The organism is Acidovorax sp. CCYZU-2555 (genome assembly GCF_018413525.1).
GTDB lineage: Bacteria > Pseudomonadota > Gammaproteobacteria > Burkholderiales > Burkholderiaceae_C > Comamonas.
The window spans coordinates 36,156-56,620 of sequence record NZ_JAHCDD010000034.1 but is presented as its reverse complement, the minus strand read 5'-3'; the positions used below and the strand labels follow the sequence as shown (position 1 = coordinate 56,620).

Here is a 20,465-nt window from a genome sequence, read left to right as displayed (position 1 = left end):
GCCGTATTTTCTTGTCCACGCTCCCCCCGCCAATAAATCAATGAAGAAAAAAGGATTAAAAAAATAGTTATGGTAATAATATATTTATATTGTATTTTCATTTCAAGACTTTCTGCACACTGGGTGCGGCTGAGGAATCCCACTTCCCTGCTTCAGAGAGCCAGCAACGGGTGATGGCGAAAGTGCGGTAGAAAACTGCGGAGCAACTATCCACCAATTTTCTGTCCCTCCATCGGCATATGTAACTGTCAGAAAATTAGTTCCTTTTGGGGTTGGGTCTGCCCCAAAAAGTTTTTCAAATAAGGTTCTGCCGCTTGAAACTCGCCTGTAGACAGCTTCCGCCGCAATCCATCGATCGATTTCCGGGGAGTGGGACGTAGTATTCTCAAAACCCTTATTAATACAACGCACATCTTCCATTAATTTTATGGCGTTTAACGAAGCCATCATTCTGCCGTAGCCACTAAATGGTTCTCCAGCCCCATGCGAAAACTCCAATCCACCCGACATTCCGAAACCTGAATAATTATCATAGCCGCCTGTCACGGTCACCACCGGTAGATCTTGGGCATTCAAAGGTGAAATTCCTGCCATAAAGAACCATAGTAGAGTAAATGGCCTCGCATAAAAATCCATCCGATTTTTCATGGAATTTGTTTTCATGATCCCTCCGGGTTTTCTTCATGATACTAATTCAATGAATTTTTTTGGATAAGACAAATTTCCAAAATAAGCCGCGCCATCTCCTACAGTGAAAAAGTTTAAGTCAACTCTTACGGTGATCCCACTGTTACCCGTGCCTAGCAATCATGACTAATTGCTCTCAAAAATCAGGAAATCGAAATTTTTTGAAAATCGAATTCCAACAACACAATGCAGCACCTTCCATTGGTAGGCAACACCTAGGTTCACAGCGACGTCGCACCCAGCTGCAGCACATCGAGCAAATGGAACTGGCGCCAGCCCCGCACCGGAGGCCTTCAACTTCTGCGACGCACGATCAGCATTAGGACCAGCACAAGGGCCTTCGCGTAGTTCAGAACCCCAACACTACCCAACGAATCGAAGATTTGCGGTAGCAGCGACGTCCCCCATTTTCAGTAGCGCTTGGCTTTGGAGTCCGGGGTTAATTTAACTGGTTTTGGATCAGCCTCTGGGCATAGGCCGCTGGGGTCAACCCGCCAAGTACCTTCTTGGGACGCTCCTCGTTGTATTCCCGGCGCCAGGCTTCTACGATCACCCGGGCGTGCGCCAGGCTCGTGAACCAATGCTCATTCAGGCATTCATCGCGGAACCTCCCGTTGAATGATTCGACGTAAGCGTTCTGGTTGGGCTTGCCCGGTTCGATCAGGAACAGTTGCACACCCCGTGCATGCGCCCAACTCACCATCGCGCGGCCGCAGAACTCCTTGCCGTTGTCGGTTCGGATCGCCTTGGGCAGCCCCCGCGTACTGGCCAACTGCTCCAAGATACGCACCAGTTGGTTGCCACTCAGTGCACGCTCCGGCACGATGGCTACCGCCTCGTGCGTAGCGTCATCAATCACGGTCAAGCTCTTGATACTGCGCCCTTCGGCCGTGCGGTCGAACACGAAGTCCATGGACCACACCTGGTTGGCCGCAGTCGGGCGCTCCAAAGGGTGCCGCTGGGCCAGCGGGATCTTTTTGCGCTTGCGCTTCTTCACTTGCAGGCCCGCCTGGGTATACAGGCGATCCACGCGCTTGTGGTTCACCAGCTCGCCGGCTTGGCGCAGCTTCAGATAGATCATGCCGGCGCCGTAACGTCGATGGCGTTGCGCCAAGGCGATGATCTTCTGCCTGAGGACGCAGTTGCGATCCGTCACTGGTTGATAGCGGTAGGCGCTGGGGCTCATGCCAACGACGCGCAGTGCTCGTCGTTCGCTTAGCCCTTGGCCGTTCATGTGGCGCACCAGTTCCCGCCTTGCGGATGCGCTCACCACTTTTTTCGCAAGGCCTCTTTCGTGACCTCGTTCTCCAACATGGCGTCGGCCAGCAGGCGCTTGAGTCGAGCATTCTCGGTTTCCAGCTCCTTGAGTCGTTTGGCATCCGAGACCGTCATGCCGCCAAACTTGCTGCGCCACAGGTAGTAGCTGGCTTCCGAGAAGCCATGCCTGCGGCACAACTCTGCCACCGGCAGCCCTGATTCAGCTTCCCTCAGGAAGCCAATGATCTGTTCTTCGCTAAATCGCTTTTTCACATCCAATCTCCTGTCGTTTGGGATTGGACTCCAAGTCCTTCTGCTACTCAAATCTGGGGGGACGTCGTCGGCAGCACTTTCCGTCGCGATTCGTCAGGCGGCTCTCATTGCCTCGGCTGGTTGACTGTCTTTTTTCGGCTACTTGGCAGCCTATCGGTTGGTCCACGTAGCTGCCTCATCACTCGTGCAAGACGCCCCAGTCCAAAAAATGTGATGCGCCAAGCGCGCTCCCTGCTACAAGAAGGCCCCGCTCGGGCACACTCCCGGTGTCGATGCAGCTTGCGATGAGATCGACGCAAAAAAAAGGTGGCCGCGCTCCTGCAGTGGCTGGTTCGTAACGGAGGGAAGAAATGATCGCCTGGATTATCGGCATCGGCATTGTCGTGCTGGTGGGGTTGGTCGTTTGGGGAATCTGGACGCTGTCTCGCGACATGGATGGCTATTGATGTTTAACTTGTTTGTATGAGTGGCGGCCGCCTTAGGCGTGGAGGCTGCCGTGCAACCCAAGCAATGGGGCGGCGCTCAGTCCCTTCAATCACCGGAGCGCATATGCCAAGAATCATGACCATCCTCGCCCTCATTGGCGTTCTGGCTGCGGCGTACTTCGCTTACCGCTACGGGGTGTTTTGAGGATGCATGCGCTGATCGCTGCCGCTGGCACCGAACAATGGCTGGTCGCCGAGATCGCGTCCGGAGGCCAGACGGGTGTCGATCGTGCAGCGCTTGATTGGGCGCGCCGACGCACAGTGCCCCATGGAGGGTGGTGTCCGAAAGGTCGTTTGGCGGCGGACGGGCCGCTGGCTGCGCATTACCAGCTTCGCGAAACAGATTCGACGGGTTACCGCCAGCGCACCAAATTGAACATTCGCGACAGCGACGCCACTTTGATTTTCAATACTGGAATGTTGGCGGGCGGAACGCTTCAGACAGTGCGTTTTGCACGCACCTTGGGAAAACCGCATCTGGTTGCTCAACTTGATGCGTTTAGTTTGGATAGCGTGATCCAGGAAATCAGGGTGTGGCTCACAGATGGGAATTTCGGCGTGCTCAATGTGGCCGGGCCGCGCGAAGAGAAATGCCCGGGCATCTATGCCGATGTCGCTGCATTGCTGGACGCCTGTCTGCGACCAAATTTGCGCAATGTTATTGCATCGTCAACCAGAAATGACCAGTGATCTGCTGCTGCGACTTTCGCTTGTTTGATTGGGCAAGCGGAACCGCTCAAATCAAATGAGATGCAGCATCTGGCTTTTGGTGGCAATCGCCGCCACAAAGCCAAACGTCATAAACGAAACCCATAACAAAAGATAAAACAGGATTTTCATGGCTGGAACCATCGAGTTCTGTGGATGCGTGCCGCAAGGGCACGCAGTCGGGGTTGAAAATTTCGCCGTTACTTGCTGGTCAACGAGATGATCGTTCTGGCCTGTCGGCTGCGATAGGAGAGCTCGCTGCCGGTGTACGTTTCGCGCGCTCGCCAGCTCAGGCGGTCGGGGACGCCGTCGGGGTACGAGATGCGTGCGCTGGTCTGGGCCTTGGCCCACTCCAGCGGAGCGCCTTGCGGCGATGGGTTGAGAGAAGCGTGCTTGTTGCTCATAACGGCTTTCATGACTGGCATGTGACCAGTGGGAACTATTCTTGACGCTTGGACATGATCTCCTCGTAGGTCAACATCTCGTTACACAGACATCTTGCTCATGATGAGCAGCATGGATTGCGGTGGCCGCATTTCACTTTTCTGTTCCGCTGGGGTTCGACCCGAGCCACATGCAACGAACTCAAAGTCGACGATATGCACCGCAGTGACAGCGTTTATGTGGCATTGGCTATGTTTCAGTTCACTTTTCGCAAACGAAAAAGCCTGCTGGCGTTGGCTAGCAGGCTTTTCTGTTTCGGCGGGGTCTTGAACCGTACCTGAGGCTATGGGTCATCCGAACGCAGACACGGACCGCCGTATTTCACGCTCACACCGCATGCCCGAAAAGTCTATCGATGCCGCCGCGCAAATGCTTCTCCATCGCCTGGCGTGCGGCACCGGCATCGCCCCTTTCGATGGCCAGTTCCACGGCCGCGTGCTCATGGCATACGCTGTCGCGCCGCTCGCCTTGGGGTCGTCCGGCGAGGCTGCGTGAGAGGCCTATGCTGAAGCGCGTCTGCGGTGCCAGCGCGGTCATCGTCATGCTGAAGAAGCGATTGCCGCAGGCCTGGGCAACGGCGTCGTGGAAGGCCACGTCTTCCTCCACCGCTTCACTGCCTTCGGCCAGCGCCTGATCGAAGCGTTCCCTGCAGCGCCTGATGTGGTGCATTTGTTCTGCCGTTCGCTTGCGCGCTGCCTGGGCCGCGGCTTCGCCTTCGATGAACAGGCGGAACTCCAGAAAGTCGCGGATGTCGGCGATGTTCTTCAAGGTGTCGACCGAGACCGGGCGTGCCTGCGGCATGGCGTCGGTGACGAAGGTGCCCGAACCCTTGCGCGCGTAGATGCGGCCTTCGTCGCGCAAGCGGGCCAGTGCCTGGCGCAGCACGGGCCGTGACACCCCCAGGCGCTGCGACAGCGCGGTCTCTCCGGGCATGCGCGCGCGCGGCTCGAAACCGGGTGTGCCCAGCAGTTGCAGGAGGTCTTCATAGACCTTGTCGCCCAACAGCCGTTCGCTGGAGGTAGCGGTGTGTTCCGACGGGGAATAGGTGTTTGGCATGTGACAGCTATTGACAGGGTATACGGGTGAAGACGCAGGGTATTTTCCAAATCAGAATGCGTCATCTGCTCTTTGGAGCGCGATTTTTCTTCAAAGTTATAAAAAGCTGTAAATCATGTCAATCATACGATCCCTTCGTACCTACCGTGTGCCCGACCGGCCCAGCTTGATCTGGCTCGAGGTGGAAACCAGCGACGGCCTGGTCGGCCTGGGTGAAACCTTTCGCGGCGCGGTGTCGGTGGAGACCTGTCTGCACGAAGAGCTCGCGCCCTGGCTGCTCGGGCGCGATTCGCGCCAGATCGAAGGCATCTCGCGCCATCTGCTGTCGCCTTATGTGGGCTACAACAGCTCGGGGGTGGAGGTTCGCTCGGCCAGCGCGGTCGACATCGCGCTGTGGGATCTCGCCGGCCAACGCCAGGGCGTGCCCATCCACGAAGCCCTGGGCGGCGCGGCACGCCCCAGCGTTCCGGTCTACAACACCTGCGCCGGCTACAGCTTCAACACCAGCGGCAAGCGCCGCGACATCGGTTCGGACGACGAGTCGCAAGGCCCATACGACGACCAGGTGGCCTTCATGCGCGATGCGGGCGCGCTGGCTACCAGCCTGCTCGACGAGGGCTACAAGGCCATGAAGATCTGGCCGTTCGACATCTATGCGCCAGCCAGCCAGGGGCAGCTCATCAGCCTGCCAGATTTGGAGAAGGGGCTGGAGCCGTTCAGAAAGATCCGCGAAGCCGTGGGCAATCGCATCGAAGTGATGTGCGAACTGCACAGCCTGTTCGGCAATCACTCGGCGCTGCGCATCTGCCAGGCGCTCGAAGACTACCAGGTGTTCTGGGTCGAGGATCCGCTGTGCAAGATGGACGACGCCGCGAGCTTGTCCGATTTGCGCCGCCGCACACGCGTGCAGATCTGCGGCAGCGAGACCTTGGGCGGCCTGCGGCCGTTCCGCGATCTGCTGGCCGCCGATGCGCTGGATGTGGTGATGCTTGATTTGGCCTGGTGCGGTGGCTTCACCGAGGGCCGCAAGATCGCGGCGCTGGCCCAGGCCTACAACCGGCCGCTGGCGCCGCACGACTGCACCGGCCCCGTGACGCTGATGGCCGGTCTGCAGATGGCCTTGCATGCGCCCACGGCCATCTACCAGGAAGTGGTGCGCGCCACGTTGGCCACCTGGTACCGCGACATCGTCACGGATCTGCCCGTGATCCAGGCCGGCATGGCCCAGCCCACGACGAAGTCGGGTCTGGGCACGCGCCTGCAGGACAGCTTCAAGCACCGTACCGATCTCATCGTGCGCGAGACGCGCTGATCGCCACATTCATTTTTGAGAGAACTGCCATGCATATCAAGATTGTCGGGCTGCACGCGCCCAATGCCCCGCGCCTGCGCGCGCTGCTGGGCGTCGCACACGAAGTGGAGGCCCTCGACGCCTTCCCCAAAGACGGGCCCATTCGCGCCGATGTGATCATCAGCAACAGCGTCAGCGCCGATGAAGCCGCGCGCATCGAGTGCCGGCTGCTGCAGGTTCCGGGCGCGGGCTCGGAGCAGATCGCCAGCGAAGCCCTGCCAGGCGCGACCACCGTCAGCAATGTCCACGGCCATGAGGTGCCGATCGCCGAGTTCACCATTCACGCGGTGCTGGAGCATTTCGTGCAGCTGTGGCAATACCCGGCGCGGCTCGATGCCCAGGCCTGGGCCGAGGCCTATGCCAGCCGTGCCCAGCACGACGAGGCCTATGGCAAGACGCTGGCCATCGTGGGCTTTGGTCATATCGGCCAGGAAATCGCTCGGCGTGCCAAGGCCTTGGGCATGCATGTCGTGGCCGTCACGCGCAGCGGCAAGCCGACTGCGCCCGACCTGGCCGATGAGTTTGTCGCGGTGTCCGCGCTGGATTCGGTGCTGCCACGTGCGCGCGCCCTGGTGCTGTGCTGCCCTCTGGACGACAGCACACGCGGCCTGATCGGCGCCCGCGAACTGGCCTTGCTGCCGCCGCAGGCGCTGCTGGTCAACGTGGCCCGGGCCGAAGTGGTGGAGGAGCAGGCGCTGTACGAAGCCTTGCGCGATCAGCGGCTGGGCAGGGCGGTGCTGGACGTCTGGTACCAGTACCCCAAGAAAGGGCAGCCGTCGGTGCCGCCTTCGCGCTGGCCCTTGCATGAACTGCCCAATGTGCGCGCCACGCCCCACATCTCGGCCATGACGCCGGCCTTGCTGGAGCGGCGCTACAGCTTCATGGCGAAGAACATCCTGCGCCTGCACGAAGGCCAGCCGCTGCTCAACGTCATTCGATCGCCGCAGTAAGACGGCACGCATCACGCTTGAATCGATTCGATAGACAGGAGACAAAAAATGCACACTTCGACTTTTCCCCCCGCTCTGACCCTCGGCAAATCCCGGCGCGCCGTGCTGGGCCTGGCGGCTTCCACGCTGCTGTGCGTGGCGGCCGCGCCCGCCTTCGCCCAGGAGCCCGCGGCCAGCTATCCCAGCAAGCCGATACGCATCACCGTGCCCAACCCGGCGGGCGGCACGTCCGACATTCTGGCCCGCTTGCTGGCCAAGGATCTGGGCGAGATGTTCAAGCAGACCGTGATTGTCGAGAACAAGGCGGGCGGCAACGGCCACATCGGCGCCTCCTACGTGGCCAAGTCGGCGCCCGATGGCTACAACCTGCTGCTGCTGGATCTGAGTGTGCTGACCATAGGCCCCAGCGTGGTGCCCAAGCTCAGCTACAACCCGCAAAAGGAATTGACGCCGATTGCGATCCCGGCGTATTCGCCCCACCTTCTGGTGGTGCGCAACGACTTGCCGGCCAAGAATCTCGATGAACTGACGGCCTTTGCCAAGAAGAGCGGCACGCCGATCAGCTTCGGCACGCCATTGGCGTCCATCAGCCAGCTCGCCGGCATTCTGATTGCCCAGGACCGGGGATTCGAGTTCAACGTGATTGGCTACAAGGGCGGGGCCCAGGCCCTGGCCGACCTGGCCGGCGGCCAGATCGACAGCGCCATGGCCAGCGTCGTCGCGACCAAGGCCCTGGTGCAGGCCGGCAGGATCAAGGCCGTGGCGGTCACCAGCGCCAAGCCGTTTGCGGCCACGCCAGGCGTGCCCACGATCGCATCGCAGATTCCCAACTTTGTGACGGGTTCCTGGCAGGGCGTGCTGGCGCCGGCCAACACTCCGGCGCCGATATTGGACAAGTTGCAGGATGCGATCCAGCGCATCGTCGCCAAGCCCGAGTTTGCCAAGCATCTGCAGGAACTGGGCTCCGAGCCTTCGGCGATGACGCGTCAGCAGATCACGGAATGGATGCGCTCCGAAACCCAGCTGTGGGGCAAGGTGGTCAAGGACAACAATATCAAGGCGGAGTGAGCGCCTCGAACAGCGGGGGACTTGTTCCTAGGACAGGCCGTTCATGGTTCGACCGGGCCGCGCAGGCAGGCTCACCACGAACGGCTTTTAGGCGCTATGCCTATCCCTGCCGTTCGCCCTGAGCCTGTCGAAGGGTGAACGGCCGACCCTCAAGGCATGAGAGCAGGCCGTTCATGGTTCGACCGGGCCGCGCAGGCAGGCTCACCACGAACGGTTGGGTCAGCGCGACTTAACGGCGGCGTGCCCGGCCGCGCTTCTTGGCCAGCAGGACCAACAGCAACAGCACCACGACCGCGCCAACGGCCATGCCCACGCGCGCCAGCAAAACCAGGCTGGATTTGGCGCCGCCTTCGCGTATGACCTGCACCTGGTCCGCGGTGACGGACACAGCGGAATTGCCATAGCTGGTCAGCAGGAAGTTCGACAGCGCGGCCACTTCTTCGTTCTTCAGCGGCACCATCGCGTTGGTCTGGTCGCCAAACGGCGGCATGAACACATGGCCGCCCTTGGGCGTTTCACGGTCCACGCCGTTGAGAATGGCGGCGATCAGGTTCGACGGATTGGCTTCGCCGGTGATCGACTTGCCAAACAGCGCGGGGTAGTAGCTGTCTTGCGTGCCCTGGCCCGATGCGCCGTGGCACGACGCGCAGTTGGCGGTGAAGATCTGCGCTCCCAGCGCCGTGCCGCTTTGCTTCATGCCTTCGGCAAAGGACGTGCCGCGAAAACCTGCGGTGGCGTCTGTGGCCTGACCGTGGGCGAAGCGGTTGCGCTGGGCCGGGTCTTCGGGCTTGTGGCTGGGCACCGACAGGATGTAGGTCGAGATGGCGCGCAGGTCGGTTTCGTTCAACTGGCTGAAGCTGTGCGTGATCGCCTCGGCCATGGGCCCTGCGGCCTGCGATTTGCCCGGCAGATGGCCGGTGGTCAGGTAAGTGGTCAACTCGTCGACTGACCAGCTGCCTATGCCGTGCGTCTTGCTGTTGGTGATATCGGGCGCATACCAGGCGCCGATCTGCGCGCCGCTCATGCTCTTGCTGGCCAACTCCTGCATCATCGCGCCGCGGGGCGTGTGGCAGGTGACGCAATGGCCCGCGCCCAGGGCCAGGTAGGCGCCGCGGTTCCATTCCGGTGTCTGCGCAGGATCGGGCTCGAACGGCTTGTCGTTGGCGAACAGCAGGTTCCAGCCGATCATCGACGCGCGCACGTTCATCGGAAACGGCAGCGAGGTGGTGGCCTTGGGTGCTTCATCGACGGGCTTCACGCCTTCCATGAAGTAGGCGTACATGGCGTGCACATCCTCGTTCGTGAAGAGCGAGAACGCGGTGTAGGGCATGGCCGGGTACAGCTGCGCACCGTCGGCGCGCACGCCCTTGCGCAGCGCGTCGGCGAATTGCTGCTCGCTGTAGTTGCCTATGCCGTGGCTTTTCGACGGCGTGATGTTGGTGGCGACGATATCGCCCACGGGCGACGAAATCGAATGCCCGCCCGCCATGGGCTTGGTCTTGGTGGCGGTGTGGCAGGCGATGCAGTCCGATGCCGTGGCCAGGTATCGGCCTTTTTCGATCAGTTCGGGCGAATAGTTCTGCGCCATGGCGGCGCCGGCCACGGCCAGCGTGCCGAAAGCCAGAACGGCGGCGGTGCGGGCCGCGCTCACGCGGTGGCGCAGGGAAGTGGTGTGTTGCATAGTGGTCTTGCCCTCGCTCATGCTTTGCGCACTTGCGCTTGCAAGGCATCGGCGGCCTTGATGGCCAGTGCGACCATGGTGATGGTCGAGTTGCCGCAGGCCGTGCTGGCCATCGCGCCGCCGCCCGGAATGAACAGGTTGGCGTGGTCGTGCGAACGGCAGTCGGCGTCCACCACGGAGGTGCTGGCGTCGTTGCCCATGATGGTGCCGCCCATGATGTGCTTGCTCTGCGCGAAGCCCTTGGGTTCCTGTATCTTCACGGCGCCCATGGCTTGCGCAATCTTGTGCAGCAGCGGCACGCCATATTCGTCGGCCGAGCGGCGCGTGTAGTCGCCCACGTCGTAATGGATGGCCGGCTTGGCCAGGCCCAGCCAGTCTTTCTTGTCCGACAGCGTCAGGCGGTTCTCGGGGTTGGCCAGGGTTTCGAAGGCGATCACCACGTTGGTGGTGCAGCCGGCTTCGCGGCGGATTTCCTCGTCGAGCGCGCGGCCGACCTTGCCGGTCTTGAGCGCGTTGAAGGTCACAAAGCGGTTGCGGCCGAAGTTGTTCAGGCGGAAGTAGGCACCCGCATGGCGCGAGCGGAAATCGCCCTGCGAGGTTTCCATGATGCCGGAGTTCACGACCGGGCCCGCACCGGTCCAGTACGGCTCGGTGGTGGTGATGGTGAAGCCCTTTTGCGGGTGGTCCATCATGTTGCGGCCGACCTGGTCGGAGCTGTTGTTCGCAATGCCGTTCGGGTTGCGTTCGTCGGCCGACATCAGCAGCAGCTTGGGCGTTTCCAGGCCGTTGCAGGCCGCGACGAAATGCCCGCCGGTGACACGGTGGGTCTGCTTGTTCGGGTCCATGTAGTGGACCGCGGTGATGCGGTTGCCTTCGCCCGATTCGATCCTGCAGGCCACGGCGTCATAAAGGATCTTCACGCCTTTGCGCTCCAGGCGCAGCAGCGCGGTTTCGCCGTCGTACTTGGCGCCGATGGGGCAGACCGGAACGCAGTTGTTGTTGGCGCAGCAAGCCGGGCGGCCGTCGTAAGGCATGCCGCTGTTGCGTGCCTGCGAAACGTGGATGTTCGACAGGCCCAGCTGCGACTTGACGACTTCGGTGAACTTCTTCTCGCCCGGCGACAGCGGCAGGGCCGGCATGGGGTAGGGCGCGGAGCGCGGCAGGCGCGGCCATTGCTGCTCGGGGTCCGAGGGGCCGCAGATGCCGATCGCGTGTTCGGCACGCACGTAGTAGGGCTCGAGCACGTCGTATTCGAAGGCCCAGTCGCGGCCCACGCCATAGAGCGATTGCAGGCGCATGTCTTCGGGCGTCAGGCGCCAGCTGGTGCCGGCCCAGTGCCAGGTCGAGCCGCCGGCGTAGCGGATATAGGTCTGATCGTAGCTGTCGGGGCCGGAGAGCTGCAGGTAGTCATCGCCGGGCATGGGGTGGGGCGCCCAGTCGCGCGGCGGGTAGATCGAGTTGGCGCTGCCTTTGTTCGACAGCGGCATGTTGCGGAAGTTTTCCACGATCTCATTGCGGTAGACACGCGGGCCGGCTTCGAGCATCAGCACGCTGATGCCGGCATCGATCATTTGCTCGGCGATCGTGAGGCCGACGACGCCGGTGCCGATGATGACCACATCGGCGGAAGTATTCTTGTTCATGGTGGGAATGTTTTTTGCGCGCGCGTGGCGCACGCTGGCGTCAACGGCCAGCGCGCAGGGCCGGCACGCGGTTTCTCAGAATTGCGGGATGGGCAGCAGCGGCGCGTTGTCGAGTTGCTCCCACGCATTCGGCGCGGTGAACCCATACGACGGAATCGCCACCACATCGCGGGTGACCTGGAACGTCAGCGCATGCTCGTAAGTGAACATGGCGTCTGCCTTGCCGGCGCCGGCCATGCCGCTGTACCAGGCAAAAATGATCCATTGGGCCAACTTGCGCTGCGGGCCTTCGGGAATATCGTCGTAGAAATCTTCGACCGCCGTCGCCTTGCGCTCCTGCGCGAGTTGCAGGATGGCGGCGGAGCTGTCCGCGAAATCCGCGAAGTTCGCGCGCGCATAGGCTTCCATCTTGGCGCCCGCGGCCGCATTCAGGCCGTGGTTGACCAGCATCTGCGACAGGCTCATGAAAGGCGAGGTCGCGGCGGCGGAGCCGGAAGCCGCGGTGCCGGCACCGGCCAGCGCGGAAGATTGCAATGGGCCTGCATAAGCCGTCAGCATCGCTGCCGCCGCACCGAGCAAGGCTTGTCGGCGAGAGAGGGAATCGGGGGAAGACATCGTGGGGAGCCGCTATTCCAGAGAGTGGGAAAAGATTGCGTGGCGGGCATTTCTTGGCGTCTTGGCGCGACCGTCCAGGCAACTGCGCGAATTCTAATTTGTTAAGGGTTTACCCTTGGTAATTCCCTGGGAAATGGCCTTGCATGCAGGCCCGGTGCGAGGCATAGAAAAAGCCCGCTGGTGGTGCCAGCGGGCTTGAGCTCGGGAGCCGGGCCGCTTATGGGGCCACGCGCACCAGCGTCAGGTCGGCGGTCCTGCCGGCGCCGCGCGTGAGCACGGGGTAGGCGGTGTCGCTGGCGTAGGTTGTCTGGTTGCCGACGGTGATGCGCGCGTTGACCCGGTACTCAGCGGCGCTGTTGATCGGGGTGGTGTCGGTGGGCAGCATGAACTTGTAGGGCGGCTTGAGGTTTTCGATCTGGATCGCGGTCTGGCCCACCACCTTGGCAGGCGCTGCGGCGCTGGCGATTTCATGCAACTCGACGATCAACGTGGATTGCAGCGGCGCGTCTACAGGCTCGGCCAGGTTCACGGTGCCGACAATGGCGTGGGCCTGGGGCGCAGGCACGCGTTGCGACTGGGCGCAGGCGGCGAGCAGCGCCGCGGCGGAAATGACAGTGGCCAGAACGGCGCGGCGACGAATGGTGCTTGCAATCATTTCAATCCTTCTTCTTTGAGCAGAATCTTCAGTCTCGGCCAAAGATTGCCGGCTGGATGTAGGACGGGGGTTTGCATGCACCGCTGTAAATTCTCAAATTCTCGAACAAACCTGAATGATCAAGTCATGCAGGCCAGGTTCTCGGCAAATCAAAGGAAAGCTGTCGCTGGTGGCGAATGGAAAGCAGGTAGCTGCAGCCGTTGAAGCGTGCATACAGCAGCAGGTAATGCGCCATGACGTACTCGCGCAATTCCGCATCGGGCGCGAGCGCGGCGAGTTGCCGGGTCAGACGATCAATGCCGTTGGCCGCTTCGACTGACCGTGTCGGGCGTTCGAGGAACAAGCGGCCCATGGCAGGGAAACGCTCGAGGTTGGAAATGACGGTATCTGCCAGTTCTGCCAACAGCGCGTCAAACGCGTGCCCAGCGCCCGCGTCTATCAGAAAGCTCTCCAGCTCTTCGAGATTGCGCTCGAAATTCGCGGTCGCCTGGATGCTGTATTGGGTGGTCACGGTATGGGGTTGCCGGTCACTTGCCTGCCTTGGTGGCGCGCCTGCGCTGGATGGCCGAAATGGTTTCACGCGCGTCTTTGACCTCACCGGCAGCGACATCCGCCAATCCGCGACTGGCGTCCTCGATCACCAGCAGATGGATGCGTTCGCGCTCCAACTGGTGGTAGTAGTCCAGCCGCCTGGCATCGATCAGGGCTACATAGCTTTCGCCATTCTTGGTGATGATCTTCTCGGCGCCCGCCTTGACCTGATCGGCCAATTCCGAGAGATTGGCACGGGCTTGCGATAGTGGAATCACGTCCCCAGCGGAAATAGCCATGGCTGCCTTGAAATTTGTACAAAGTTAAGTACATCATACGCGCGTGTAGAAGAAGGATAAAGAGCGCTGGCACGTTCGCTGATCGGCTGCGCTAAGATAGCGCCTCGCTCCGGGGTGCACGCCAGTGCTGAGATCTACACCCGAGAACTTGACCCGGGTCATTCCGGCGTAAGAAGAGCTTGCACCCTGACGTGGCTGCGCCTTGCCGCGCGCACGGGCGAGGGGCCTTCGGAGCATTCGTTTTACGCTCTCGAAGGATTTCCATGGACAAGGCCGCCTCGCTGGTCGCAGATCTGCTTGCATTCATCGCGCTCGATGGGTGCACCGACGACCAGTTCGATCAACTCGCGCTGCGCCTGTTCGCCTACCAATACGAATCGAATGCGCCGTTTCGCAGTTTCTGCCAGCGGCGCGGCGCGACGCTGCGCAATGTGAAGACCTGGAGCGACATGCCGGCCGTGCCCATCGATGCGTTCAAGGCCATGGAGCTGCGCAGCGCGCCGGCATCGGCCGACGAGCGCGTGTTCATGACCAGCGGCACCACGGGCCGCGCGGCGCGCGGGCGGCACTTTCACCCGCAGCTCGATGTCTACGATCTGTCGATGACGCGCAACTTCGCCCAGCGCTTCATGCAGGGCCAGGCGCGCCTGCCCATGGGCATTCTGTTTCCCGACGAGCAGGCCATGCCCAACTCGTCGCTGGCGCACTACCTGGCGCTGGCCAAGTCTGAGTTTGGCACGCCCGACAGCCGCTACTTTCTGACGCCCGAAGGCCTCGACATGCCGGGCTTGTGCGCCGCACTGGAAGCGTCCGAGCGCAGCGGACTGCCCTATGCGCTGCTGGGCGCGAGCTTCAGCCTGGTGCATGTGATGGACGCCTTGCGCGCCCAGGGCCGCAGCTTTCGCCTGCCCGCGGGCAGCCGCATTCTCGACACCGGCGGCTACAAGGGCCAGTCGCGCGAGCTGCCGCTGGAAGACTTCTATGCCGATCTGTCGGCGCTGTTCGGCGTGCCGCGCACCCAGTGCATCAACATGTATGGCATGACCGAGCTGAGCACGCAGTTCTATGACGCGGGCAATGCGACGCTGCCGTCGGTGAAGTCGGGCCCGCACTGGATTCGCTCGCGCCTGGTCGAGCCCGTCACGGGGCGCAGCGTCGCGGCCGGCGAGCGCGGCATTCTGGTGCATTGCGATCTGGCCAACTACAACGCGGTCACGACCATTCTGACCGAAGACGTAGGCCTCTGGGCCGACGGCGGCTTCCTGCTGCTGGGCCGCGCCGAAGGCGCTGCGGCCAAGGGCTGCTCGCTGGCCGTTGACGAGTTCGTCAAGGCCGCGACGGCATGACCATCACGCGCATCACCGCGGGCTATCTGCCGGGCCTGCGCGACGACGAAGTGCAGTGGCATGTGCTGGCGTTCGCGCAGGGCAGCCAGCGGCTCGAAGTCGCGGTGCCGGTGCTGACGGCCGCGCAGATGCAGGCGCTTGTCGAGCGCGTGCGCGCGGCCGCCGACTTGCAGCTGCGGGCCATGCCCGTGGCCGAAATCATCGACGCGATAGACCGCGCGATCGCGCGTCTGCTGGACCGCAATGATGCGTATCGCCGTGATGCCGAAACCTGGCTGCCCGTGGTCAGCGGCTACGACGCCGACATGGTGCGGCTGGGCCTCTCGGGATTCTTCAAGACGTTTCGCGCCGCCCAGCTGCGCCGCTTCGTCGCCGAAGACTTCGCCAACCCCGGCGTGCTCGACGGCTTTGAGCCCGCGCCCAAGGGCGGGGCGGTGCGCGCTTTCGGGCCCGATCTGCTGGTGCACAGCTGGGCCGGCAATGTGCCCGCGCTGTCGCTGTGGAGCCTGCTGTGCGGCCTGCTGGTCAAGGCGCCCAGCATAGGCAAGCTGGCCAGCGCCGAGCCGCTGTTCGCGGGCTGGTTCGCACGGCTGCTGGCCGAAGTGCATCCGCCGCTGGCCGATTGCCTGGCCGTGGTCTGGTGGAGCGGCGCGGGCGGCGAGACCGGCCTGGGCGCCGAAGGCGCGGCCGCGCTTTATGCCCAGGCCGACACGGTGCTGGCCTATGGCGGCAATGCCTCGCTCGATGCGCTGCGCCGTCGCCTGCCCGTGACCACGCGCTTTCTGCCCCATGGCCACAAGCTGGGCTTCGGCCTGGTGGGCGCCCAGGCGCTGGACGCGCTCAAGGCGCCGGCCGTGGCGCGGCTCGCGGCCTGGGATGTGATGCGCTACGACCAACAGGGCTGCTACTCGCCGCATGTGTTCTATGTGGAGCGCGGCGCGCCGGTGTCGCCGCGCGCGTTTGCCGACTATCTCGCGGCCGAACTCGCCAACCTGCAGCGGCGCTTCGCGCGCCGCGCGCTCGATCTGGAAGAGGGCGCGGCCGTCGCCAAATGGCAGCAGTCCGTGGAGTGGCGCGCGCCTGCGGGTGACGGCGAAGACCTGCTGATAGGCCCGGCCGATGCGCCGTGGAGCGTGGCGTACAGCGACAGCCTGCAGCCCCTGGCGCCCACGGCGCTGTACCGCACGATTGCCGTGGTGGGCGTCGATTCGCTCGATGCCGTGGTGCCCGTGGTCGCGGCGCAGCGCGAATTCCTGCAGACCGCGGGCATCGCGGCCGCGCCCGAGACGTTGTACCGTCTCGCGGGCCTGCTGGGCGCGGCGGGCGTCACGCGCATCAGCGCCATTGGCGCGATGAGCATGCCCGAGGCCGGCTGGCACCACGACGGGCGTTTCAATCTGCTCGACCTGGTGCGCATGACCGAGATCGAGCAGTCGGCCGAAATCGCGGCCCAGCCGTTTGCGCCCTATGCGGATTGACCATGGCGTTTCTTGATATCCAGAAGGTGGTGTTCACCTACCCGGGCCGCGCGCCCGTGGTCAACGGCGTCGACTGGCGCATGCAGGCCGGTGATTTCCACTGCCTGCTGGGCCGCAGCGGCTGCGGCAAGACCACGCTGCTGCAGCTGGCCGCGGGCCTGTTGCGCCCGCAGTCGGGGCATATTCTGCTCAACGGCGGTGAACTCGCCGCGCCCGGCCCGCAGCTGGGCTTCATGTTCCAGGCGCCCACGCTGCTCGACTGGCACCAGGTGCTGGGCAATGTGCTGCTGCCGGTGTCGCTGCAGCGCAAGCCCACGCCGCAAGACCAAGCGCGCGCGCTGCAGCTGCTGGCGCAGCTGGGTCTTGCCGACCATGCACACGACTATCCGCGCCAGCTTTCGGGCGGCCAGCAAAGCCGCGTGGCGCTGGCGCGCGCGCTGATGCTCGAGCCGCCGCTGCTGCTGCTCGACGAGCCGTTCGCGGCGCTGGACGCGATCACGCGCGCCGAGCTGCAGGACGATCTGCTGCGCACCTGCCGCGCGCTGGGCACCACGGTGCTGTTCGTGACGCATGACATCAACGAGGCCGTGTATGTGGGCGACCGCATCGCGCTGATGCACGGCGGGCGCATCGTCGACGACATCGAAATCAAGCTGCCCGCGCCGCGCACCCAGGCCATGCGCCATGGTCCTGAATTCAACGAATATTGCGCGCGCGTGCGCGCCGCCATGGACAGGACCGCCGCATGAACCCGACGCCATTGCAGGCGCGGCTCATGGCCGCGGCGCTGCTGTTGATTTTGCTGGGCCTGTGGGAGCTGATCGTGCGCCAGTCTGGCCTGTCGGCGCTGGTGCTGCCCGCGCCTTCGGCCGTGGCGGCGGCGCTGTGGACGGGCCTGGCTTCGGGCTATTTCTGGCCGCATATCGCCGCCACGCTGCAGGCGCTGTTGCTGGGCTTGGCAGCGGGCGGGCTGTTCGGCCTGTTCGCGGGCATGGCGCTGGCGGAGTCGGCGCTGCTCGAGAGCGTGCTCAAGCCCTATGTGGTGGTGAGCCAGGTCGTTCCCAAGCTCGCGCTCGCGCCGCTGTTCGTGCTGTGGTTCGGCTTCGGCCTGCTGCCCACGGTGCTGATCACCGCGCTGATCTGCTTTTTTCCGCTGATGGAAAACACGCTCACCGGCCTGCGCCAGGTCGATGCCCAGCGGCTGCAGCTGTTTCGCATGCTGGGCGCGACGCGCCTGCAGACGCTGCTGCGCCTCAAGCTGCCCACGGGCCTGCCGGCGATTCTTGCGGGCCTGCGCGTGGCCGTGGTGCTGGCGCTGGTCGGCGTGGTGGTGGCCGAATTCATGGGCGCGAGCCGCGGCCTGGGCGCCGTGGTCATCGCTGCCCAGGGAATGATGGACACCACCTTGATGTTCGCGGCCCTGGTCATCATCGCGGCCATAGGCCTGCTGCTGTACCAGGCCTGCATGCTGCTCGAGCGCCGGCTGCTGCGCTCCCACGCCTTTCCTCTTTCGTCCACTGCGCGCGCGCGCTGAAAAATCCTGATCGCCATGACTGCAATGCACCACCCGTCTTCGTTCATCTCCCGCCGCAGCCTGCTGGGCGGCCTGGCCGGCCTGACCTTGGCGGGCACCGCCGGCGCCGCCAACGTGCAGGGCAAGATCCGCCTCGCGGGCTGGAGCAAGCCCATCAGCGAGATCACCAATATCCTGGCCGAACCCGACAAGGGCTTCTTCAAGGCGCAAGGCGTGGAGCTGACCTATCTGCCGGGCGCGGGCGGCGGCGACGCGATCCGCAACATTCTCAGCGGCCAGGGCGATGTGGCGTTCACCGATCCCGGCTCGTTCTTCATGGCGCTCGACAAGGGCGAGAAGCTGGTCGCGATCTACGACATCTACCCGCAGAACGTGTTCAACGTGGTCTCGCTCAAGTCGTCGGGCATACAGAAGCCGGCCGACCTCAAGGGCAAGAAGATCGGCGTCTACAGCCTGGCCAGCGGCACGCGCCAGAACCTGCTGGTGATGCTGCACCAGGCCGGCCTCAAGGAGTCGGATGTGCAGATTGTCGTCACCGGCCTGCTGAACTTCGCGCCGCTGATGCAAGGCCAGGTCGATGCCACGGCAGCGACCGACACCGGGCTGGCCGTGGGCCTGCGCAAGGGCATTGGCGAAGTCAACATCATGCAGGTGCGCGACCACCTCAACATCTCCAGCGACATGTTCGTGGTGCGCGAGGAAGTGCTGCGCCAGAAGAAGGATCTGCTCAAGGCGTTCCTGCAGGGCTACCGCGACAGCGCGGCCTGGATGATCGCCAACCCCGAAGAAGCCGCGCAGCTGGCCGGCAAGCACGCGATCGACGGCACGAACCGCGAGATCAATCTCGACGTGATACGCCTGCGCAATGCGTCCTCGCTGCCCACGGCGCAGGCCAAGGGCGCGGCGCCGCGCCTGGGCAGTTTCGATCTCGCGGCGCTGCAAAAGGGCGCCGACACCTACCGCGCGCTGGGGCTGGTGCAAAAGCAGCTCAAGATGTCCGATGTGGTGGACAGCAGCTTGATTCCAGGGGCTTGAGATGGTGCAGGATTCGGCAATGGGGCTGCGCGGCAAGGTGGTGCTGGTCACGGGCGCGAGCCGTGGCATAGGCGCGGCCATCGCCGTCGCCTTTGCGCGCCAGGGCGCGACCGTGGCCATCAATCACCTGTCCAACGACGCGGCCGCGGCGCAGACGGCGGCGGCCTGCACGGCGGTGGGCGGCGACGCCTGGGCCGTCAAGGCCGATGTGGGCTCCAAGCCCGCGGTGCAGGCCATGGTCGACGCCATCGTGGGCGAAGCCGGGGCCATCGACATCGTGGTCAACAACGCTTTTCGCCCCTATGCGTTCGACCCCGAGCGCCGCAGCCATTTCGATGCGCTCGAATGGAGCGACTACCAGGCGCAGTTCGACGGCGCCGTGGGCGCGGCCTTCAATGTCTGCAGCGCCGTGCTGCCGCAGATGCGCCAGCGCGCGCGCGGCAGCATTGTCAATATCGTGAGCAATCTGGTCGAGCACCCGGTCGTGCCGTACCACGACTACACCACGGCCAAGTCGGCACTGGTGGCGTTCAGCCGCAATCTGGCGAGCGAATTGGGGCCCGTGGGCATTCGCGTCAACTGCGTCGCGCCCGGTCTGGTCTACCCCACGCAGGGCACGCGCAACACCAAGGAATCGTTTCGCGAGTCGTTGATCGCGGCCACGCCGCTGCGCCGGCTCGCCAGCCCCGAAGACGTGGCCGGGCCGGTGCTGTTTCTGGCGTCGGAACTCAGCGGCTTCATGACGGGGCAGGTGCTGTTTGTCGACGGCGGGCTGGTGATGCGCTGAACTGCGCGAGGATGTAAGCCAATGCCCACGGTTCATCCTCTTTTGCGCCTACCGCCATCCGCCCGGCGGTGATGCATCCTTGAGGCGTACTTCAACCAAGGGCCGTCAAGACGGTCCAGCCACAAGGGAACACTATGAACACCGATCAAATCAAGGGTACGCTCAAGGACGCAGCTGGCAAGGTTCAGCAAAAGGCGGGTGAAGTGATCAACAGCCCAGAGCAACAGGCCAAGGGCGTTGCCAAGCAGGTCGAAGGCCAGACGCAGAAGGCCGTCGGCGATGTGAAGGAAGTCGCCAAGGACCTGGCCAAGAAATAACGGCGCAGGGTCCGGCATGCCGGACCAGCCCAGGCCCCCGTTGCGCATGCTGCGGGGGCATTTTTGTTTCAACGGCGCCCGATTCCTAGGCGCCCAGATCGCAAGCTACCCAAGGTTGACCTATGAATACACCCCCCGACAAAACCCAGGCCAAACGCGATGCATCTTTTCGCAGCAGCTTTTTCACCTCCCGCGCGCTCCTCATCTTTGGCGTGATTCTCGCGTTCTTGGTGATCGCGATGTTTGTTCCCTGGTAAAAACGGCG

Annotated in this window: 22 protein-coding genes; 12 read left to right on the top strand and 10 right to left on the bottom strand. The window is 63.3% G+C overall.

The genetic code is table 11. The features are described 5' to 3' along the window. Positions 1-102: 102 nt before the first annotated feature. Complete coding sequence (locus KHY18_RS13560; RefSeq protein WP_213300597.1) at positions 103-663, bottom strand: hypothetical protein; 561 nt, start codon at positions 661-663, stop codon at positions 103-105. A gap of 463 nt (positions 664-1,126) precedes the next feature. Beyond that, positions 1,127-2,217, bottom strand: a protein-coding gene (locus KHY18_RS13555; protein ID WP_213300595.1) for an IS3 family transposase whose coding sequence is annotated in 2 segments (ribosomal slippage) — positions 1,127-1,959 and positions 1,959-2,217 — 1,092 coding nt in all. Because the reading frame shifts where the segments join, the coding sequence is not laid out codon by codon here. A gap of 632 nt (positions 2,218-2,849) precedes the next feature. On the opposite strand from KHY18_RS13555, the gene KHY18_RS13550 reads away from it, so the two are divergent. Beyond that, a complete protein-coding gene (locus KHY18_RS13550; protein WP_213300594.1) occupies positions 2,850-3,392 on the top strand; it encodes a putative molybdenum carrier protein in 543 nt (180 codons plus the stop codon). A gap of 218 nt (positions 3,393-3,610) precedes the next feature. Here KHY18_RS13550 and KHY18_RS13545 read toward each other — a convergent pair whose 3' ends face one another. Together KHY18_RS13545 and KHY18_RS13540 are read right to left on the bottom strand one after the other, a co-directional pair. Next, on the bottom strand, positions 3,611-3,814 hold the full coding sequence (locus tag KHY18_RS13545) for a hypothetical protein (protein WP_213300593.1): 204 nt from the start codon (positions 3,812-3,814) through the stop codon (positions 3,611-3,613). Positions 3,815-4,181: 367 nt separating this feature from the next. Next, positions 4,182-4,910, bottom strand: a complete 729-nt coding sequence (locus tag KHY18_RS13540; protein ID WP_213300592.1) for a FadR/GntR family transcriptional regulator — start codon at positions 4,908-4,910, stop codon at positions 4,182-4,184. 115 nt (positions 4,911-5,025) lie between these two features. Between KHY18_RS13540 and KHY18_RS13535 the strand changes: the two genes are divergently transcribed. Genes KHY18_RS13535 through KHY18_RS13525 form a run of 3 tightly spaced genes read left to right on the top strand, consistent with a single transcriptional unit; the run spans position 5,026 to position 8,279 of the window. After that, the gene (locus tag KHY18_RS13535) at positions 5,026-6,222 is read left to right on the top strand and encodes a mandelate racemase/muconate lactonizing enzyme family protein (protein WP_213300591.1); all 1,197 of its coding nucleotides are present in this window, start codon (positions 5,026-5,028) and stop codon (positions 6,220-6,222) included. A 29-nt stretch (positions 6,223-6,251) separates the two neighbouring features. Continuing rightward, the gene (locus KHY18_RS13530) at positions 6,252-7,211 is read left to right on the top strand and encodes a 2-hydroxyacid dehydrogenase (RefSeq protein ID WP_213300589.1); all 960 of its coding nucleotides are present in this window, start codon (positions 6,252-6,254) and stop codon (positions 7,209-7,211) included. Between the two features lie 48 nt (positions 7,212-7,259). After that, positions 7,260-8,279 carry a Bug family tripartite tricarboxylate transporter substrate binding protein gene (locus KHY18_RS13525; protein WP_213300588.1) on the top strand — a complete coding sequence of 340 codons (1,020 nt, stop codon included), beginning with the start codon at positions 7,260-7,262 and terminating at the stop codon, positions 8,277-8,279. Between the two features lie 229 nt (positions 8,280-8,508). Here KHY18_RS13525 and KHY18_RS13520 read toward each other — a convergent pair whose 3' ends face one another. The 6 genes from KHY18_RS13520 to KHY18_RS13495 all read right to left on the bottom strand — a co-directional run bounded on the left by KHY18_RS13520 (position 8,509) and on the right by KHY18_RS13495 (position 13,703). Then, positions 8,509-9,960 (bottom strand): cytochrome c, encoded by a 1,452-nt coding sequence (locus KHY18_RS13520; protein WP_249729111.1) that lies wholly within the window; start codon positions 9,958-9,960, stop codon positions 8,509-8,511. Between the two features lie 17 nt (positions 9,961-9,977). Then, the gene (locus KHY18_RS13515; protein WP_213300586.1) at positions 9,978-11,603 is read right to left on the bottom strand and encodes a GMC family oxidoreductase; all 1,626 of its coding nucleotides are present in this window, start codon (positions 11,601-11,603) and stop codon (positions 9,978-9,980) included. A 75-nt stretch (positions 11,604-11,678) separates the two neighbouring features. Beyond that, positions 11,679-12,218: a sugar dehydrogenase complex small subunit gene (locus tag KHY18_RS13510; protein ID WP_213300585.1), complete on the bottom strand. Its 540-nt coding sequence runs from the start codon at positions 12,216-12,218 to the stop codon at positions 11,679-11,681. A 217-nt stretch (positions 12,219-12,435) separates the two neighbouring features. After that, on the bottom strand, positions 12,436-12,873 hold the full coding sequence (locus KHY18_RS13505) for a YbaY family lipoprotein (RefSeq protein WP_213300584.1): 438 nt from the start codon (positions 12,871-12,873) through the stop codon (positions 12,436-12,438). 124 nt (positions 12,874-12,997) lie between these two features. Next, on the bottom strand, positions 12,998-13,384 hold the full coding sequence (locus KHY18_RS13500) for a type II toxin-antitoxin system RelE/ParE family toxin (RefSeq protein ID WP_213300582.1): 387 nt from the start codon (positions 13,382-13,384) through the stop codon (positions 12,998-13,000). Positions 13,385-13,400: 16 nt separating this feature from the next. Beyond that, on the bottom strand, positions 13,401-13,703 hold the full coding sequence (locus tag KHY18_RS13495; RefSeq protein ID WP_213300580.1) for a type II toxin-antitoxin system Phd/YefM family antitoxin: 303 nt from the start codon (positions 13,701-13,703) through the stop codon (positions 13,401-13,403). A 263-nt stretch (positions 13,704-13,966) separates the two neighbouring features. Here KHY18_RS13495 and KHY18_RS13490 point away from each other — a divergent pair, with 263 nt between their 5' ends. From KHY18_RS13490 to KHY18_RS27260, 8 genes are all read left to right on the top strand, one after another. After that, positions 13,967-15,049 carry a LuxE/PaaK family acyltransferase gene (locus tag KHY18_RS13490; protein WP_213300578.1) on the top strand — a complete coding sequence of 361 codons (1,083 nt, stop codon included), beginning with the start codon at positions 13,967-13,969 and terminating at the stop codon, positions 15,047-15,049. Then, a complete protein-coding gene (locus tag KHY18_RS13485; protein ID WP_213300576.1) occupies positions 15,046-16,527 on the top strand; it encodes an acyl-CoA reductase in 1,482 nt (493 codons plus the stop codon). The genes KHY18_RS13490 and KHY18_RS13485 overlap by 4 nt, the downstream gene beginning before the upstream one ends. A 2-nt stretch (positions 16,528-16,529) precedes the next feature. Beyond that, entirely contained in the window at positions 16,530-17,276 is a 747-nt protein-coding gene (locus KHY18_RS13480) for an ABC transporter ATP-binding protein (protein WP_213300573.1), read from the top strand. Next, the gene (locus tag KHY18_RS13475) at positions 17,273-18,061 is read left to right on the top strand and encodes an ABC transporter permease (protein ID WP_213300571.1); all 789 of its coding nucleotides are present in this window, start codon (positions 17,273-17,275) and stop codon (positions 18,059-18,061) included. Before KHY18_RS13480 ends, KHY18_RS13475 begins: the two co-directional genes overlap by 4 nt. Before the next feature lie 24 nt (positions 18,062-18,085). Beyond that, positions 18,086-19,096, top strand: coding sequence for an ABC transporter substrate-binding protein (locus KHY18_RS13470; RefSeq protein WP_213300569.1), 1,011 nt, complete (start codon positions 18,086-18,088; stop codon positions 19,094-19,096). A 19-nt stretch (positions 19,097-19,115) separates the two neighbouring features. Next, the gene (locus KHY18_RS13465; protein ID WP_502768877.1) at positions 19,116-19,883 is read left to right on the top strand and encodes an SDR family oxidoreductase; all 768 of its coding nucleotides are present in this window, start codon (positions 19,116-19,118) and stop codon (positions 19,881-19,883) included. Between the two features lie 134 nt (positions 19,884-20,017). Then, positions 20,018-20,200: a CsbD family protein gene (locus KHY18_RS13460; protein WP_213300565.1), complete on the top strand. Its 183-nt coding sequence runs from the start codon at positions 20,018-20,020 to the stop codon at positions 20,198-20,200. A gap of 122 nt (positions 20,201-20,322) precedes the next feature. Further along, positions 20,323-20,457 carry a hypothetical protein gene (locus tag KHY18_RS27260; RefSeq protein WP_283771326.1) on the top strand — a complete coding sequence of 45 codons (135 nt, stop codon included), beginning with the start codon at positions 20,323-20,325 and terminating at the stop codon, positions 20,455-20,457. Positions 20,458-20,465: the final 8 nt, after the last annotated feature.

Coding starts and splice junctions, on each gene's coding strand:
- KHY18_RS13495 (WP_213300580.1), bottom strand. CDS start 13,703: ATGGCTATTTCCGCTGGGGACGTGATTCCACTATCGCAAGCCCGTGCC.
- KHY18_RS13475 (WP_213300571.1), top strand. CDS start 17,273: ATGAACCCGACGCCATTGCAGGCGCGGCTCATGGCCGCGGCGCTGCTG.
- KHY18_RS13515 (WP_213300586.1), bottom strand. CDS start 11,603: ATGAACAAGAATACTTCCGCCGATGTGGTCATCATCGGCACCGGCGTC.
- KHY18_RS13485 (WP_213300576.1), top strand. CDS start 15,046: ATGACCATCACGCGCATCACCGCGGGCTATCTGCCGGGCCTGCGCGAC.
- KHY18_RS13505 (WP_213300584.1), bottom strand. CDS start 12,873: ATGATTGCAAGCACCATTCGTCGCCGCGCCGTTCTGGCCACTGTCATT.
- KHY18_RS13550 (WP_213300594.1), top strand. CDS start 2,850: ATGCATGCGCTGATCGCTGCCGCTGGCACCGAACAATGGCTGGTCGCC.
- KHY18_RS13545 (WP_213300593.1), bottom strand. CDS start 3,814: ATGAGCAACAAGCACGCTTCTCTCAACCCATCGCCGCAAGGCGCTCCG.
- KHY18_RS13460 (WP_213300565.1), top strand. CDS start 20,018: ATGAACACCGATCAAATCAAGGGTACGCTCAAGGACGCAGCTGGCAAG.
- KHY18_RS13560 (WP_213300597.1), bottom strand. CDS start 663: ATGAAAACAAATTCCATGAAAAATCGGATGGATTTTTATGCGAGGCCA.
- KHY18_RS13535 (WP_213300591.1), top strand. CDS start 5,026: ATGTCAATCATACGATCCCTTCGTACCTACCGTGTGCCCGACCGGCCC.
- KHY18_RS13470 (WP_213300569.1), top strand. CDS start 18,086: ATGCACCACCCGTCTTCGTTCATCTCCCGCCGCAGCCTGCTGGGCGGC.
- KHY18_RS13520 (WP_249729111.1), bottom strand. CDS start 9,960: ATGCAACACACCACTTCCCTGCGCCACCGCGTGAGCGCGGCCCGCACC.
- KHY18_RS13525 (WP_213300588.1), top strand. CDS start 7,260: ATGCACACTTCGACTTTTCCCCCCGCTCTGACCCTCGGCAAATCCCGG.
- KHY18_RS13530 (WP_213300589.1), top strand. CDS start 6,252: ATGCATATCAAGATTGTCGGGCTGCACGCGCCCAATGCCCCGCGCCTG.
- KHY18_RS13510 (WP_213300585.1), bottom strand. CDS start 12,218: ATGTCTTCCCCCGATTCCCTCTCTCGCCGACAAGCCTTGCTCGGTGCG.
- KHY18_RS13465 (WP_502768877.1), top strand. CDS start 19,116: ATGGGGCTGCGCGGCAAGGTGGTGCTGGTCACGGGCGCGAGCCGTGGC.
- KHY18_RS13480 (WP_213300573.1), top strand. CDS start 16,530: ATGGCGTTTCTTGATATCCAGAAGGTGGTGTTCACCTACCCGGGCCGC.
- KHY18_RS27260 (WP_283771326.1), top strand. CDS start 20,323: ATGAATACACCCCCCGACAAAACCCAGGCCAAACGCGATGCATCTTTT.
- KHY18_RS13490 (WP_213300578.1), top strand. CDS start 13,967: ATGGACAAGGCCGCCTCGCTGGTCGCAGATCTGCTTGCATTCATCGCG.
- KHY18_RS13540 (WP_213300592.1), bottom strand. CDS start 4,910: ATGCCAAACACCTATTCCCCGTCGGAACACACCGCTACCTCCAGCGAA.